This is a genomic window from Mucilaginibacter sp. P4_E8, from assembly GCF_056401495.1.
Window position 1 is genome coordinate 1 of sequence record NZ_JBFUJG010000006.1, and the last position, 17,227, is coordinate 17,227.

Here is a 17,227-nt window from a genome sequence, read left to right on the forward strand (position 1 = left end):
CTGTAGCTATTAGTTTTGATAGTGTTTTCAGTTAATAGTGAGTTTAGTAAACAATGAATACTACTATTACTACCACACTCACCAATAGGTTGCCTCGCCTATAATGTTTTCTTTTATTATGTTATTTACAAGCGTATCAAAACCAAAAACATCTGTTAACCCAACACATTTAAACCTAAAATTTTAATTTAAAAATAGCACTAAGGATTTATTAATTTGATAGAACCATCAGCATTATGATACAATTCTGTTACCTTGATATTCCGTAAATGGGTTTTGCCTGACAGCTCGGTGTCATGATAAAATATGTACCACTTGCCCTTGATCTCCACTATAGAATGATGAGTGGTCCAGCCCTGAACCGGCGTCATAAATATGCCTTTATAGGTAAAAGGCCCCAACGGACTGCTGCCTGTGGCATAGCAAAGAAAATGAGTATCGCCGGTTGAATAGGTGAAGTAATATTTGCCATCATACTTATGCATCCATGAACCTTCAAAAAACCGGCGGTTATGGTCTTTTGTTAATAAAGGTTTACCAACACTGTCAACAATAACCACATCTTTTACCTTACCGTCAAAATTTTTCATATCGGGGTTAAGCAAGACTACCTTACAATTAATGGCCGGTGCGTCTTCCTGCTTAGAGTCGGTCTTTGAGCCTGTGGCATCATATTTCCCGGTGATCCAGCGCTGAAGCTGTCCACCCCAAATACCGCCAAAATACATATAGGTTTTGCCATCAGTATCAGTAAACACCGCGGGATCAATACTATAACTCCCTGCTATTGGTTCAGGCTCTGCCTTGAAAGGGCCTTCCGGGTTGCTTGAGGTGGCAACCCCTATCCTGAATACATCTTTTTTATCCTTCACCGGGAAATACAGGTAATAGGTGCCATTTTTATACGCGGCGTCAGGCGCCCACAATTGCCGGCCAGCCCAGGGAATATCCTTTATATCAAAACCCACACCATGATCTGTTACCTTGCCTCCAATGCTATCCATCGAGAGGATATGATAATCTTTCATCGCGAAATGATCGCCGTTATCGTTTTCAGGTATACCGGCATCAATGTCATGAGATGGATAGATGTATATTTTACCGGCAAACACATGTGCCGATGGATCGGCTGTATAAATAGAGCTTATAAGCGGCTCCGAGAGATATTTCACCTTACTGGTTTCCTCTTTTTTACTGCTATCCGCATTACCAGGTTTTTTACCGGTTGAGGTACACGCATTTAAAATACAAACCGGTACAAGGAGAGTTAAAAGTAGTTTGCCTGTTTTTGATTGATTGCTCATTGACATTTGATTTATAGTGATGATTAATTGGTCATATAATTATTGCCGCCTATCCCCGGTACATAATAAAATTTCATATCCTTATAATACGATAGCGGGTGATCTGGCTTTGGATAAATACTTTCTATCGGCATTTTTGAAAAAGTTTGAAAATACAAAACGCAGGCATCCCGCCATCTTAAAGATTCAGATAGTTGAATACCCATCAGTTGATTTACTTCGGCAAAACGTTCAGGATCAACCTTGCCCGACATTTTATCCCAGGTGAGCTGCATTTGTTTTACCGACTCGGCACCGCTATAATAATGGTGCACCAACTCGTTCCATAATGAATTTCCTGAGCGCATTTTATAAGTCCATTTTACATGATGAAACCATAACAGATATTCGTCAGGGCAGGTAGCTAAATTTTCCCAGTGCTCTTTTACCTGCGGCATGTATTGTGCCAGTGCATCGCTTCCGCTGCTTGTTCTGTCAAAACCAATTCCTGCAGAATCAGCCTTATGATAATAAGTAGCGTTCCAGTCAGGTCTGCCTGCATTATCAACCCAGGGGCCTGGTCCGTAATGTGTTGATACGCCCATAATATGATGAAGACCTAATGGGGTCATATAATCAACCGTGTTTTCCCGCGATTGCAGCATGATCTTTTTCACAGGGCTTACAAAGCCGTTATCATTGGTAAATGTCATCCTGAGCCAATCATTGGCAATAATGGACGATGAAAGATCAGGGTTCCATGCAAGGCGACCAAAAGCGTACCAGTTTGCCTGTGCAAAAGGATGCCCGCACCAGTCAACATCCGTACCTATATTGGCTACCCCGGCCATACCCGTAATAAGCTTTTTATTAAAACTGCCTGTTATAACCCGTGATACCGTTGAACCTTTTCCTTGCGTATATGTATCAGACTGAAGACATTCGGTAAACAGGGGCGCTTCATAAACCAAATGTGTTGAAAAGCCCAGGTATTCCTGTGTCAACTGAAACTCCATCATTAACGGCGTGTTGGGCATGGCTCCAAACAAGGGATGAAATGGTTCCCTCGGCTGAAAATCAATCGGACCGTTCTTAACCTGGATGATCACGTTATCTCTGAACTTACCATCAAAAGGTTTAAATTCGTTGTAAGCCTGTTTCGACCGGTCATCCGGCACCTTATTATCATACACAAAAGCGCGCCACATCACTATTCCATGATGCGGGGCTAAAGCATCGGCCAGCATATTGGCGCCATCAACATGGCTGCGGCCATAGGTTTGTGGCCCCGGCTGTCCCTCGGAATTTGCCTTCACCAAAAAACCGCCAAAGTCTGGTATGTAACTGTAAATTTCGTTTACCTTATCTGCCCACCACTTTTTTACAGCAGGATCAAGCGGGTCTGCGGTTTTTAGTCCGCCCAACTCAACAGGGCTGCTAAATTTTACGGAAACGTATATTTTGATACCATAAAGCCTGAAAACATTGGCAAGCGCCTGTATCTTCAGCAGGTATGCAGGCGATAATATCAATGCATCGGCATTTACATTATTGACCACTGATCCATTGATGCCAACCGAAGCATTCGCTCGTGCATAGTCAATATATCGCTGATCAATAAAGCCAGGCAGCTTATGCCAGTTCCAGATGGATGAACCGGCATACCCCCGTTCAACACTCCGGTTAAGATTATCCCAATGATCAAGTATGCGGTAAGTGATACGCGGATGATCTGAAATATTTAAGTCATTTACAGATTGCCGGGTTTGCAACAATTTTAAAAAATTAAAAACACCGTACATAACGCCGATATCTGTTTTTGCAGTTATCAGTATACAACTCCTTTTATTGACCAGCGTTGTTTTTATGAGATAACCTTCATCACCAATACTGTCAGGAACAGTGATTGCCAATGATTTTAATGATTGCGGCGTACCAATTACAAGCGTTTGGTTATTAGTTATCTCTGCACTGTTTTCAGTCTTTAACGACAGCATATCGCTGAGGCCGGTTTGCAGTTCTGTACGGGCTGCGCTGAGCGTAGCCGATGTTGCAGGAAATATCAAATAACGAAGTTTTTGCTGATAAAACACCACCTCCTTTTGATTGGTCAGCCTGCTATATTCCAGCCATAGTTTGTACCCGTTGTCTGCGCGGACATTTGATACCGTTACTAATAAAAGTAAAGCGAGGACATTTGTATTTTTTCGGAGTTTTCTTTTCATTAGTTACCTGTTTATTAAACTTCATTAATTGGTTAAACCACCATGTTGATTATGTTTAATGTATGTTGCCACCTCAACCATTGGCGCTACCCAAATGGTATTCTCGTTCTTTTTAAGATAATGCAAGAGCTTGCTGTGTGCTTCCAGGCTAACGTTTATGTTATGCCCCCCGCCAACACCGTGAAATAAAAAAACCAGCAGTGTGTGTGATTGCTTCGCCTTTTCAACCAATTCAATCATATATTCGGTCGACTGACCATTAATCATAAAACAATCAATATTATCAAGATTAACCTGGTTTGCAGTTTGCAATCCTGCATTTACCCCTCTTGCACCTGCAAACTCATCCTTTAAACCGGTATAAAAATATTTGCCGCCAATTTTAAGATCACCACAGGGATAGGCAAAGGTCCTTGTGCTTTTGCCATCAATGGCCCTGAGCAGCGTATTATTGGTCTTAATTTCTTTAACAGCACGTGCAACAGTATATTTACTTAGATCAGTTTCGGGCGTAACAAAACCACGACCGGGCAAACTACCATCACATGGATGGTATAATGAGTGATTGCCAAGCTCATGACCATGAGCGGCCGCTTTGCGCCACTCTTCCATTCTTCTGGTTACCACCGGCGAAGAACCTATTATATAAAATGTGCCTTTCAGCTTCAGGGAATCCAAAGCGGGCAGCACATTGTCAAGGTCGGCATCAATGGCATCATCGTACGTTAGTACAACGGCGCACTCCTTATGGTTCCACAATGCGGCTTCCTGAGCGTTTACCACAGCTATGTTCATTAAAAAAGTAATGAACATCCAGAATTTAACAATACCCATACTATCTTTTGTTTATATATAATTATTTACCCGCGGCAGTCCGGTCTTTATCATAATGCATCATCTTATTTGCCCAGGCTATAAAGTATTTAACATTGGGCGCATCAGTATGCCCGCCGTCATGCTGACGCCAGGCCAGTTTACCATTAAGCATATCTGTATTTACTGGGGGCATTTTTTCAGTTTTATAATTGTTTGAAACACCAAGATCGCCAGCGCCCAATAATTTAAACACAGTGCCCGCTGCTACGGTAGCCATATAACTCCCCTGCTGGTCCAGCCACCTGGCATCGCCCTGCTCAGGTATGCCATAACTTATAAAAGTGAGGCGGGGAGCGCATAAGGCTATCAGTTCATGCGCATCTACCGGAAGGTCATTAGCTGTTTTAGGGCCGAAGGTTGCGTCAGAAGCGCCATATTTCATAAAATTACCGGCCATCCAGTAGTATTCGCCGCCGGTAAGGCTTTCTACCGCTTCGCCAAAATTGCGCCGGTGCAGCTTAGCTCCGCCCTCGCCCGACGAACCAATTAATCCCATAGCAAAACGCTGCTCAAAGGCCAGTGTCACCAATGCCGCTTTACCATAACGGGATACCCCCTCAATACCAACGTGTTTCGCATCCACCGCCGGTTCGGTTTCAAGATAATCCAATGCCCGCGCTGCACCCCATGACCATGCACGCAAAGCGCCCCAGTCTTCGGGCTTGCGGGGCTGGCCTTTGTTCACTAATCCTATTATACCTTTTGTTAAGCCCTCTGCATTATCTGCCTGTATTGATGAGGGATCAATAAGCACATATCCCCAACCACTGGCTATGAGTTGAGAGGCTGTTGGTGGATCGCCTTTTATCATCGGAAAACCACCTGGGCCAAAAGGCGATTGCTCCGGGATAGGCTTATAGGCAGGATACTGCTCAAATATATTTTTCAACTCTGGATGCTCCTTTACAAGCAGCTCCTTTAAAGCGCTGTTTATTTTCTCCAGATCGGCCGGTGCGGGTTGGACAGGCGCGGGCAACGCGCTCCGGCCAAACATCATCAGCACTGGCACAGGGCCCCTGGCATTGGCCGGTAATACCAATGTCATTTCAATATTTACATTAATAAGCGGATAGGCGGTATTGTCAACATGGCCTATGATCTGTTTGGCAATTACCGGCACAAAACCCACACGCTCCTTGTCCGTAACTTTTACCGTCCAGGTTACTTTAGGAACGTTTGACGGAATCCGGCCATAAACCTCGCGCTCCATGTCCTCCACAATTTCCGGGCGCCGCTGCTTCCACCAGCTATCCGGGGCAGTCACTTTCCTGCCATTTTTAAGGATAAGCGCATCAGGCAGCTCGGGATAAGGATTGGCCAGCGCTTCATCATAATTAGCGTGGTTTGGAGCTGTGGCATCACCGCTTGGCCCTGGTCTCAACGCTTTGATCCCTAATTGTTTCATCATTTGCTGATGATCCTGGTCGGCGGTGAAATTAACCGGTGCTGCGTTTTGAGCGCTGGCCGCTACCGGAAGCGTAAGTAAACTCAGGAAAATGGCGATCTTCATTTTTATCGGGTTAAATATCAGTTACGGATTTGATTATGGATTATCAGTACGGAAAGGCGATGCCGGTAACCCTTCTTTATTATAAAGATTGGCTCCCTCCGGATTATCGGCCCAGGCATACCTTACATAAAGTGGGTTTATCACCTTCTCGTTCCACACAATTACTTTATCACCCTCAATTATAGCTGTTGCCCACACAAACTTTTTATCGGCACCAGCTATCGCGAACTGTTCCAGCTCAGTGCCATCATGAATGACAAGGCCGCTGCCTGTATTTTTAAAGCTGACCGCTATCCGGCTGCCCTTAACAAGAGCGGATTGATAAATTGGGCCCGAAGCAACGATGTTTTTTTCACCATACGCCACATTTTCTGCCGCGATTGCCAAACGCTCGCCTACGTCTTTTTTATTAAGGGGATGAATATCATTCCATTCTCCGGCATCAATAGTAACAGCCATGCCAGTATTGGGTACCGAAAGCGCTTTCAGCTGACCTTCTCTTATCCGGGCCCAATCACTTTGGGCAGGTGAATATTCCACTTCATTAAAATTAGGCAGCTGTGCATAAATAAATGGCACATCACCCCGGTTCCAGCGGCTGCGCCAGTCGGCAATAAGGGCTACCAGTAACCGCCCGTATTCAGAGGCCTTGTCCGCGTTACTTTCCCCCTGATACCAAAGCAGGCCCTTTATAGTGTAATTAATAACCGGTGCAACCATCGTATTATAAAGCCCGGTCGATTCGTTTTGGGCGGTAAAGACCGGCGGCGTATAGGTATCCGCCGGCGAAAAGACCTGGCCTACCTGGTATAACCATTCGCCCCTTAAATCAATAACCTCATTACCGATATTTAAATGATATGGCTTATCAGGCACAAAACCTCCCTTTCCTGATGTATTTAATACCCTTACGACGATGACGTTTTTACCCGGTTTTAGCAAACCAGCAGGCACATTGTATCTGCGTGGCGGATATTTATAGGTGATATTGCCCACAAACTGTCCGTTCACATAGGTTTGGTCGGCATCAACAATTCTGCCTAAAAACAGTTTAGCAGGTTGTCCCTGAACCGATGCCGGCAATATGATCTCCTTACGAAACCATACTACGCCATTTAAGTTTTTTACGCCCTGATCGTCCCAGTAGCCGGGAAGCCAGAAATGGTGCCAATTGCGCGGAACGTAAGCAGTATCATACCATGTTTTTGCACCGTTTAAACCTTTATCATTTTTAACCGGAGATGAGTTATGCTGATTGTTAGCAAGCGCATTCATTTTAGTAACACTATCCATAAAGCTTGTGTTATGAAACTGGGATAACCGGCTATTATATGGAGCAATTTCTTTTAAACCGCCCTCACTTATCCATGCCTGTACGGGGGTGCCTCCCACGCTGGAGTTGATGATACCGATAGGTACGTGGTATTTTTGGTAAAGTTTTTTAGCAAAGAACCAGGATGCAGCACCAAAGCTAAGTATGTTTTCAGAATCGGCTTTTATCCATTTACCGGGTAACAGATCGTCATGTAACCGGGTAACATCCGATTCCGTTTTTACAAAGAAGTTCCTGATCTCGGGATAATTGGCTGACGCAATTTCTTCAGGGTACCTTTCTTTGACCCGCTCCATGGGCAAAACCATATTTGACTGTCCCGAACAAAACCAAACATCCCCAATTAAAATATCATTCAATACAATATGATTGCTTGCCCTGATATCCATTATATAAGGGCCTCCGGGTTTCATTGCAGGTAAAACAATTTTCCACCCGCCATTTTTATCGGCCACCGTATGATAATTACCGCGAAAGGAGATACTGACTTTTTCGCCGGCAGCTGCCCATCCCCATATGTTGATCCGGGCATTGCGCTGAAGCACCATGCCGTTTCCAACTAATTGAGGCAAACGTACAGCTCCATACAATGGAAGACACAAAAAAGCACAGCAAATGACAGGGAACAGCCGTTTAAGTAATTTCATAAATATCATTTAAAATGATGTGGGTTTATATTTACTAAATAACAAAATAAATGACATTTATGCAATCGATTGCATAAATATATTTGTAACAATATAGTTTTAAAATATCAGGCAAGAAAGTAATCAGACATAATATCAACAGCTTGTAAGTATCACCCGGATAAAAACCCTTAAATCACTGTGCAATTGGGCATTTAAGCCTTTATCATGCTGTCAGTGTTCTTTTTATCCCAAGTTCCAGGCCACGTAGTTCAGCCAATCCTTTTAAACGGCCAATTACTGAATATCCGGGATAGGTGTTATAATTAAAGTCATCCAATATTTTATGTCCATGATCGGGCCGCATCGGTATAGCTATATCCGTTCGTCCGGCTTTTTCCCTTTTCAACTGCTCATTAATGACGCTTTTCATTACAGCATACATATCGGTGCTGCCTGTTAAGTGCTCAGCTTCATAAAAACTACCATCAGCTTCACGGCTTACGTTACGCAGATGCAGGAAATGTATATGGCTTCCTAAACGCGATATGATACCGGGGATATCATTTGCCCCGTTGGCGCCCAGTGAACCCGTGCAAAGTGTTAATCCGTTAGCCGGCGACTTGTACATATTTACAATATCATTCAGGTCTTCTTCATTTTTGGCAACCCTTGGCAAACCTAAAATTGGAATCGGCGGATCATCGGGATGGATACACATTTTTATACCCAGCTTTTCTGCGTAGGGAATAATAGCATTTAAAAAATAGCTCAGGTTTTCTTTTAGCTTTAGCTCATCAACCGCACTATATTTTTCAAGGTATACTTTAAATCCTTCAACCGTAAATACCTCATCTGTACCGGGTAAGCCAGCTAAAACAGTATTAGTAAGCAGTTTCTTTTCATCAGCGTTTAAACTATCAAGGTAGATCCTGGCCGCCAGTTGCTGCGCAGCATTAAACTCCAAAAAAGCCCCCTCACGCTGCAGAATATAAAGATCAAATGCCGCCAATGCAGGTGCATGATACCTTAATGCTGAGGCGTTATTGGGTAACCTGTAATCAAGATGTGTACGTGTCCAGTCTAATACCGGCATAAAATTATAACATACCAGGTTGATACCGGCCTGGGCAAGATTCTTCAACGTTTCTGCATAGTTGGAGATGTAATGGTCGCGCTCACCGGTACCAATTTTTATGCTTTCATGAATGTTTACACTCTCGACCACTGACCATCGAAAACCAGCAGCGTTAATGACCGCTTTACGTTTCCGGATCTCTTCTAAACTCCAGATATCCCCGCATGGGATATGATGTAACGCGGTTACAATCCCGGTTGCGCCGGTTTGCTTTATTGCTTGAAGTGTGACAGGATCTGCAGGCCCGAACCATCTGAAAGTTTGTTCTAAATTTGGAATCATAAAAAAGATACTTAACTGTTTATAAGGCATTTAAAATAAGACCCATGATGGGAAATGTCAATGGAAAAACAAATATAAAAAATGTGCAATCGATTGCTCAAATAATCCCCGATTATTTTTATATTTATCACTTCATATATTCAATACATCCTATGGCTGATGGCAAAAAAGAAATAACAATTTATGATATAGCGGCCCGGCTCAAGGTTTCCGCGGCCACGGTGAGCCGGGGCCTGAAAGACCATCCCAGAGTTAGCAAGGCAACAAAAAAACTTATACTTAAAGCTGCCGAAGAAATGGGCTATCGTTCCAATTCTTTTGCCAGTAATTTACGAAAGAAACAAAGTAATGTCATCGGTGTTATTGTTCCCCGGCTCAACAGCAATTTCATGTCTGATGTACTTGCAGGCATTGAGAAGGTGGTTAATGAAAATAATTACACCCTTTTCATCAGCCAGTCTTTAGAAACAATGAAAAAAGAGGTCAGCAATGCGAAAGCTATGTTAAATAACCGTGTGGACGGCTTACTGGTTTCACTGGCGTATGATACTACAAATCTCGATCATTTTGAACCTTTTATAACACGTAAGATCCCGGTTATATTTTTTGACAGGGTATTGGACCATGAATCCTGCCCACAGATCTATATTGATAATTATAAAGCGGGTCAGGATATAACCAATCACCTGATAACCCAGGGATGCAAGCGTATTGTACATATAACCGGCAATCAGTTGCGTAATGTTTACAGCGACCGCTTTCATGGTTACAAGAGGGCTCTCGAAGATAATAACCTGGAGTTTGACAGGGAACTGGTGATTGTAACCGACCTTAGCGCGCAGGCGGGAACCGCTGCCGCTCATCAGATCCTGAAAATGTCGCCGCTGCCGGATGGTGTGTTTGTTGCCAATGATATATGCGCGATAAGCTGTATGCAGACACTTAAAAAAGAAGGTATAAAAATACCTGGCGATATGGCCATTGCCGGATTTAACAATGACCCCACCTCCTGTGTGATAGAACCAAACCTGACAACCGTAAACTATAAAGGCTATGAAATGGGCGAAGTTGCCGCCAGGCTGATGATCAATCATCTGCTTGATAAACCCGGCATTCAGGATTCGCATAGCCTGATATTAAGATCTGAATTAATTATCCGTGAATCATCGCTGCGAAAGGGCTAATTCATTTTCAAACACAACCTGTAATACATTTTAAATGACTTCCAAAACAAAGCTTGCAATAATTACCGGCGGCGCATCCGGCCTGGGGCTGGCAACAACAAAAAAATTTATTGAAAACAATATCCAAACCATTATCATTGGCCGCGACGAGAACAAGCTACAAAAAGCTGCTAACGCATTTGGTAAACTTTGCCATTATAAGGCATTCGACCTGAGTAATATTAAGGGGATACCTGCCCTTATTGACGATATCATCCAGGAATACGGAACGCCTGATATCCTGGTTAATAACGCGGGAATCAATCAAAAAAAGTTTTTCACCGAAGTTACCGATGAGGATTTTCAGCAAATTATACAAACCAATTTGACCGCTGTATTTGTGATAAGCAGGGAAGTGGTAAAACGTATGATCACCGCTGGCAGCGGCAGTATTATTAATATCAGTTCTATGGCTTCCCAATATGGTATCCCCTATGTGATATCGTATACGGCTACTAAAGCTGCTATTGAGGGGATGACCAGAGCCATGGCAACAGAGCTTTCGCCATTGGGTATAAGGGTTAACTGTATAGCTCCTGGATTTATCGCGACAGACATGTCGGCAAAAGCGCTTAATAATGATGCGGAAAGGAAACAAAAAGTAATGTCAAGAACACCTATGGGCAAGTTAGGTGAACCCGAAGATATAGCAGACGCGGTATTTTATTTATCATCAGATGCCGCCAAATATGTTACCGGTGTGATATTACCTGTTGACGGTGGTAACTCAATTGGTTTTTAAAATTACTTATCAATATAAAAGGGGCGGTGGATTAATCCATCGCCCCTTTTTATTTCCTCCATATTAGCTGTTACTCCGGCGGTCCTAAGTAGCTGGGTTTTAACCCGCCGGTGTTAACCACAATTTTCTGCAAAACAACTCCCGGGTCCACCATCCAGTATTTTACGGTGTGAATACCACTTTGTGTGACATAGTGCCTGGTGATCAGTTTTCTGATGTTATCACTTACAGCCTCACCCCAGGCTTTACTATCTGCCGCGGTGCTGATGTTGACCAGTTGCGGCTCCTCATTGTCTATGGAAATTGCATAAAACAAACCTTGCTGATTCTTGAAATCAAGCGTTGGCGACACATAAGTTTCCAGCGCTACAGAACCGGTATCTGACAGGTTGATACGATATTCCAGATGCGGACTGTTCCCTTTGGGTTGCAGCTTATTAGCAGTCACTGGCCAGGGTGTAACACCGGATAATGTCCGGCCATATCCGGGAATAACCTTCCATGATACCAGAGCGCTGTTTATTGCCTTATGATAATGCTGGGCTTCCATCGCGATATAGCCATTGGTTTCATGGAATGTACCATCTTTTAAATTAGTTTTATTGTTGATAGTAAGCTCAACGGTTACTTTGTGACTAAGACCGGAAACGGTTACGGGTACATGGACCGTTTTATGTGGTGCTTTAGCCCAATCAATACTAATCCATATTCGCTCCTGTTCATCGACTTTACCACTTGCGGGTTTGATGATCACATAAGGCTCGGGCGATTGAACCGAATAATTAAACGCTGCTTTACCTTTATTAAAAATTTCGATATAATGTCCATTCTTTTCCCATGGATAAAATCCCGGCAGGCCTGCAGTATCTGATCCATCCGCCAGGGCCTGGTCAGCACCTTCAACATACACACCCATTTGTGCTGCTTCCGGTATGGTAATTTCCTTTACAGCCGGCATTGCATCAACCCGTGGTTGTTGCCAGTACGTATAACCAATATGTGTTTGATCCATCATATGGTTCCATTTGCCATGAGCAAGTACGGTATTATAATAGTGGGATATCTCTTTATCCTTCTCAAAAAGTTGTTTCACTTTTAAAGCGGAGGTATTGGTAGCTGCCCTCCCCTGTTCTGCATACCATTTGTTTTTTGCGGCCTCGAAGTACATTTCGTTTAAATTGGCACAGGCCTGTACCGGATGCAAAACAAGCTGATAATAAGCATCTTTGTATGGAGGTGATAGTTTAGCATAAAGCTTCTCCGCGTCAGCCTTTAACTGATCGTAATCAGCAACCACCGTTTCAAATTCGCGATAATTGGTCAGGCTGTACGTGTTTTGATCTAATAATTCAGGTTTACGCCTGCCATTGAACTTGGTATAGGCAGACAATATGCGGCCTATCTCTTTGGCATAAAGCGGTCCAAACTGTTGTTTTGCCCATAGATCAGTATATTCCTGTAAACTATTGGCCGGCCATTTATCAGGGTTCCAGGCATAATCAAGGAAAAAGCTGATCGGAAACTCCATGGGTTTCAGGTCACCCACATTTACTATCCATACCTGCCTGGCATGATATTCATAGGCAAGGTGCATCTGCTCCCATGTTTTAGAAATAGGGTTTGTATTTAACCATTTATAGTTACGAGGACCGCCAACGTAATCAAAGTGATAATAAATGCCATAACCACCTTTACGTGGTTTCTCAGCAAGATTGGGCAGCTTGCGTATATTGCCCCAATTGTCGTCGCATAACAACAGGGTAACATCATCGGGTACACGCATGCCTTTATCATAATAATCCTGTACTTCTTTATATAAAGCCCACATTTGTGGAGTTTCGGAGGCATCTTTATGGGTAACCTCGCTAATAATGCCGCGCTGATCTTTTACTATATTTTCCAGCAAAGCTATGTTACTCCCCTCGGTCATGGGTTTATCGCCATCACCACGCATACCAACAGTTACAATGGTTTCTTTAGATCCCATATTTTCGATACCTTTTTTCCAGAAATCTTGTAATACAGTCTTGTTGCTATCATAATTCCACTGGCCGCTCCCATAACGTTTCCACTCTTGTTGGGCCCTGTCCATAGGCTCATGATGCGATGTACCCATCACTATGCCGTATTCATCTGCCAATACCGGGTTGAGTTTATCATCATCATTAAAGGCATTACCCCACATGGCCGGCCATAAGTAATTACCCTTGAGGCGTAAAATCAGCTCAAATACCTTTTCGTACATCTGGTGATTAACCCCACCAAATTTCTCTTTTGTCCAGCCCGAAAATGCCGGCGCTTCATCATTAATAAAAATCCCCCTGTACTTTACAGCTGGCTCCCCATTTGTATAGCTGCCAGGCAAAACGTACAGGTTTTTTTGATGCTTTACCGGCACATCGGCCCACCAATACCAGGGTGAAACTCCAATTTGTGCCGACAGGTCATACACGCCAAATATGGTTCCCCGTTTATCACTGCCGGTAATGACCAGCGCGCTTTCAACTCCCGGAAATGGCTTTGGTACAACCTGGATCAGATAAGTTTCCCATTTACCGGTAATGGAAGCCACGTTCAGTTTTTTCTGTTGAATCAACTGATCTATCTTGTCATTTTTCCCTATTGTGCCTATAATTACAAGTTGTTTAGCATTCCCAATGTCCTTTGCTAATAAAACCTGTGATGATTTGGTAACCGATTGAATATCATTTAAAAGGTTTTTTACAGCTCTTTTCACCCCCAGGTATTCCTCATCACCTGTATATACAGGTGCCGATTTCCCCATAACCGAAAGCGGAAAAGAACCTGTGCTGCTCTTAGTGGCAATGTAGCTTCTTTGACCGGGGGCCTGCGCATAATCCTTTAAGGTGGCAATACATAACAGTATTAAGGAAAATATTAATGCATTTAAAAACCTTTTCATATATGCCGATTTATTGATTATCATTTAAAATTAACTACACTCCAGTAAGCCTTTTTAGGTTCGAGATTTCGGTTAAATAATAACGGGTAATTTTTTCTGCCCCGTACCGGATAGGTATCCAGCCAGGTATGCTTGTCAGATATATTCCAAAAGGTAACTCCTGAAATAACACTTTTATAGTTTCTGAAAACCTTAAAAACCATAGCATACTGATCTGCTTGCTTTTGTTCCATTTTGGGCGTAAACGTGCTCAATTCACCATCGCGCAAGCCCCGGGCTTGTTTTTCCCATGGGTATACCGACATATCCAGTTCCGTTATCTGCACTTTTATTCCCAGTGAGGCAAACTTTTCAATAGTAGCGATCAGCTCCCGTTCCTGAGGTTCATAAATTGACCAGTGAGCCTGTAAGCCAACAGCATTGACGGGAATTTTAGCATCAAGCAGTTTTTTTAATAATTTATAAACCCGTTCCCTTTTTTCGGGACGCTCGGTATTATAATCGTTATAGAACAGAACGGCTTTTGGGTCGGCCGCATGCGCGTATTCAAACGCTTTAAAAATAAAGTCTTCGCCGCAGATCCTGTACCATAAAGAGTTTCGCAAAAACCGGGTACTATCATCATCAATGGCTTCGTTCACTACATCCCAGGCATATATTTTACCCTTATACCTGCCAACCACATGATCTATATGGTCTTTTAAGCTTTTAAGTAATACATCTTTGGTAACAAGCTTACCGTCTTTATCATAAAACAGCCACTTTGGGGTTTGCTCATGCCAGCAAAGATTATGACCGCGAACTTTTAAACCATGTGCCTGCGCAAAAGCTACAATACTATCTGCATCTTTCCAGTAATAACGGTCCTCTTCGGGATGTATGGGTCCCATTTTCATAGCATTCTCCGGCGTCAGGCTATTAAACTGTCTCAGGATCAATGCTTCCTGTTTCGGGTCTTTTAGTGATTGCGGCGATACAGCTACGCCCATAGGAAAATACCGGGCATAATAACCCTTTAATCCCTTAGCTACCGGCGAATTAGGTTGAGCAACGGCAATACTATTTATTTTCAAAAACAATAGGATACATACAAATAGTTTTGAAGATTTTAGTTGTGGATACATCGTATTAAATTTTAATAACCTCGTAATCACTTATTCGTTATTTCATCTTGATAAAAACTATAACCCATTTACTTACAGCTAACAAAAAAGGGCTACACTTATGCATAGCCCTTTTTGTCAGGCGGTTAATGATAGCTATCAGAAACCGGGGTTTTGAGGAAATGGTGGTCCTTGCGTAACCAGGTTGATCTGTGTTTGAGGTATCGGCCTCAAAGTCATAAAATCCTGGATATTTGGTCCGGCTTCTGTGTTATATTGTTTTACACGACGTATCAGTGATTGGGTACGGGTTAAATCCCACCATCTTAATGATTCCCCGTATAATTCACGGGTACGCTCATCCAGTATAAAATCAAGTGTAACCTGTCCTGGCGAAATCTGCATTTTGGCAACAGCATCAGCAGGCATATTGGTAGTTCTGAAGGCCGCGCGGGTTCGTAAAACGTTAAGCATATTAGCTGCGGTAGTAAGATCGTTCAGCTTAAAGGCAGCCTCGGCAGCAATCAGGTATATTTCTGAAAAGCGGAACAAAACAACAGGACGGGATGATGGATCATTTACACTTGGCCTGTTAGGATCATCAAACTTTTTAACCGAAGGGAAGAACGTATTGTTACTTGCATTAGCATTGCTTCCGGTAGCGCCGGCAGCAACACTTGGCGGCAAAAAGACAACGCCCTTAAAAGAGGCTCTTTTTGCTTCACCCGGATCAGCAGGCGGCATCCATATTGCAGTATCTGCGCCTACGGTAAGCGCTCCTCTTGGCGTAGTAACATTCGCGGTATTAGCTATCCAGGCTGTCTGGAACGTATTCCAGTAGCGGTAATCATTGGTCCTATCAGCAAAGGCCACATTATTAACGTAATCATAATTAGGGCGAACACGGAAGAAAGGACGGCCGTTGGTTAAATCACGGGTCATTACGCTGGCACCGGTACTTGCCGGATAATTAGCCGTAACCGTAGGATAATTAGGTCTGAAAAAATAAGCCCAGCCATTAATTTTACCTCCGGATGCTCCAGGGGTAAAGTCGCCGTATTTGGTATCGGTACTGTGTTCAATGGCAAACAAATCCTCTTTATTGGTAACATCATTAGCCGGAGTGTAGGAATCCGCATAATTTTGATACAGATCAACCCCATAGGTTCCTTTAGTGTTGATCAATGTTTGAGCCGTTGTTAAAGCATTTTGAAAATCGGTTGGCTGAGCCGCGCTTGACCAGCCCCTGGTTAAATAAGCTTTTGATAACAAGTATAACGCAGTTGCTTTAGTAGCAGCGTGGCCGGCAAAAGGCGATCCGTTATCACCGGGTTTATTTTGCAGTTCTGCTGATGCCTCGGTCAGATCTTTAATCATCTGCGCATAAACAGCTGCAATGGGCGCACGTGAATCTGACAAGGTAGCCGTATTAATAAATGTAGTGTGCAATGGCACCGCACCAAAAGTTTGAACCAGGTGAAAATAATAGAAGGCCCTTAAAAACTTGGCCTGTGCCAAATATGCCGTACGGGTAGGCACATCGGCAAAGGCAGCCGGCCCGTATTGCAATACCCCGTTAAGGGTGTTAATATCCTGATAGGCAATATTAAAAACACCACCGAGTGCATTATATACATCAGCAACGTTGTTGGTATAATTTTTATAAGTGGCAAAAGCAACTCCACCGTTGGATGCACCGCCACCTGCCAGTGTTTCGTCTACACCCAAATTTGTATAGTAAAGGAATCCTTCGGTTCCCCACAGGTTACGCAAATCGGAGTACACACCTGTAATACCGCCTATTACACCTCCCGCAGATGCAAGCACATCTGGCGTAACATTTGATTTAGGGGTTTGATCAAGCACTTTTTTACAGCCAGACACCCCTATTACACCCAGCGCTGTAAGCAAAACAGCTATTTTTTTATATGATTTCATATCTCTATCGAACTTATGTATGTGT

General features: G+C 43.3%; 11 protein-coding genes. 2 read left to right on the forward strand and 9 right to left on the reverse strand.

The genetic code is table 11. From position 1 onward, the window contains the following. Window positions 1–200 precede the first annotated feature (200 nt). The 6 genes from AC1DRQ_RS04090 to uxuA form a co-directional block, all read right to left on the reverse strand. Window positions 201–1,304 carry a glycoside hydrolase family 43 protein gene (locus AC1DRQ_RS04090; protein ID WP_477422325.1) on the reverse strand — a complete coding sequence of 368 codons (1,104 nt, stop codon included), beginning with the start codon at window positions 1,302–1,304 and terminating at the stop codon, window positions 201–203. A 23-nt stretch (window positions 1,305–1,327) separates the two neighbouring features. Further along, a complete protein-coding gene (locus AC1DRQ_RS04095) occupies window positions 1,328–3,508 on the reverse strand; it encodes an alpha-glucuronidase family glycosyl hydrolase (protein ID WP_477422327.1) in 2,181 nt (726 codons plus the stop codon). A 24-nt stretch (window positions 3,509–3,532) separates the two neighbouring features. Next, entirely contained in the window at window positions 3,533–4,342 is an 810-nt protein-coding gene (locus tag AC1DRQ_RS04100; RefSeq protein WP_477422329.1) for a polysaccharide deacetylase family protein, read from the reverse strand. A gap of 22 nt (window positions 4,343–4,364) precedes the next feature. Further along, the gene (locus AC1DRQ_RS04105) at window positions 4,365–5,894 is read right to left on the reverse strand and encodes a glucuronyl esterase domain-containing protein (RefSeq protein WP_477422331.1); all 1,530 of its coding nucleotides are present in this window, start codon (window positions 5,892–5,894) and stop codon (window positions 4,365–4,367) included. Between the two features lie 33 nt (window positions 5,895–5,927). Next, window positions 5,928–7,874 carry a sialate O-acetylesterase gene (locus tag AC1DRQ_RS04110; protein ID WP_477422332.1) on the reverse strand — a complete coding sequence of 649 codons (1,947 nt, stop codon included), beginning with the start codon at window positions 7,872–7,874 and terminating at the stop codon, window positions 5,928–5,930. Window positions 7,875–8,079: 205 nt separating this feature from the next. Next, the gene (gene uxuA, locus AC1DRQ_RS04115) at window positions 8,080–9,273 is read right to left on the reverse strand and encodes a mannonate dehydratase (RefSeq protein ID WP_477422333.1); all 1,194 of its coding nucleotides are present in this window, start codon (window positions 9,271–9,273) and stop codon (window positions 8,080–8,082) included. A 152-nt stretch (window positions 9,274–9,425) separates the two neighbouring features. On the opposite strand from uxuA, the gene AC1DRQ_RS04120 reads away from it, so the two are divergent. Further along, complete coding sequence (locus AC1DRQ_RS04120) at window positions 9,426–10,457, forward strand: LacI family DNA-binding transcriptional regulator (protein ID WP_477422334.1); 1,032 nt, start codon at window positions 9,426–9,428, stop codon at window positions 10,455–10,457. 34 nt (window positions 10,458–10,491) lie between these two features. Beyond that, on the forward strand, window positions 10,492–11,238 hold the full coding sequence (locus AC1DRQ_RS04125) for an SDR family NAD(P)-dependent oxidoreductase (protein WP_477422335.1): 747 nt from the start codon (window positions 10,492–10,494) through the stop codon (window positions 11,236–11,238). A gap of 70 nt (window positions 11,239–11,308) precedes the next feature. Here the strand turns inward: AC1DRQ_RS04125 and AC1DRQ_RS04130 are convergent, their stop codons facing one another. The 3 genes from AC1DRQ_RS04130 to AC1DRQ_RS04140 all read right to left on the reverse strand — a co-directional run bounded on the left by AC1DRQ_RS04130 (window position 11,309) and on the right by AC1DRQ_RS04140 (window position 17,202). Next, window positions 11,309–14,161 carry a glycosyl hydrolase 115 family protein gene (locus AC1DRQ_RS04130; RefSeq protein WP_477422337.1) on the reverse strand — a complete coding sequence of 951 codons (2,853 nt, stop codon included), beginning with the start codon at window positions 14,159–14,161 and terminating at the stop codon, window positions 11,309–11,311. Between the two features lie 20 nt (window positions 14,162–14,181). After that, entirely contained in the window at window positions 14,182–15,285 is a 1,104-nt protein-coding gene (locus AC1DRQ_RS04135) for an endo-1,4-beta-xylanase (protein WP_477422338.1), read from the reverse strand. Window positions 15,286–15,423: 138 nt separating this feature from the next. Continuing rightward, a complete protein-coding gene (locus tag AC1DRQ_RS04140; RefSeq protein WP_477422340.1) occupies window positions 15,424–17,202 on the reverse strand; it encodes a RagB/SusD family nutrient uptake outer membrane protein in 1,779 nt (592 codons plus the stop codon). Between the last annotated feature and the right edge of the window lie 25 nt (window positions 17,203–17,227).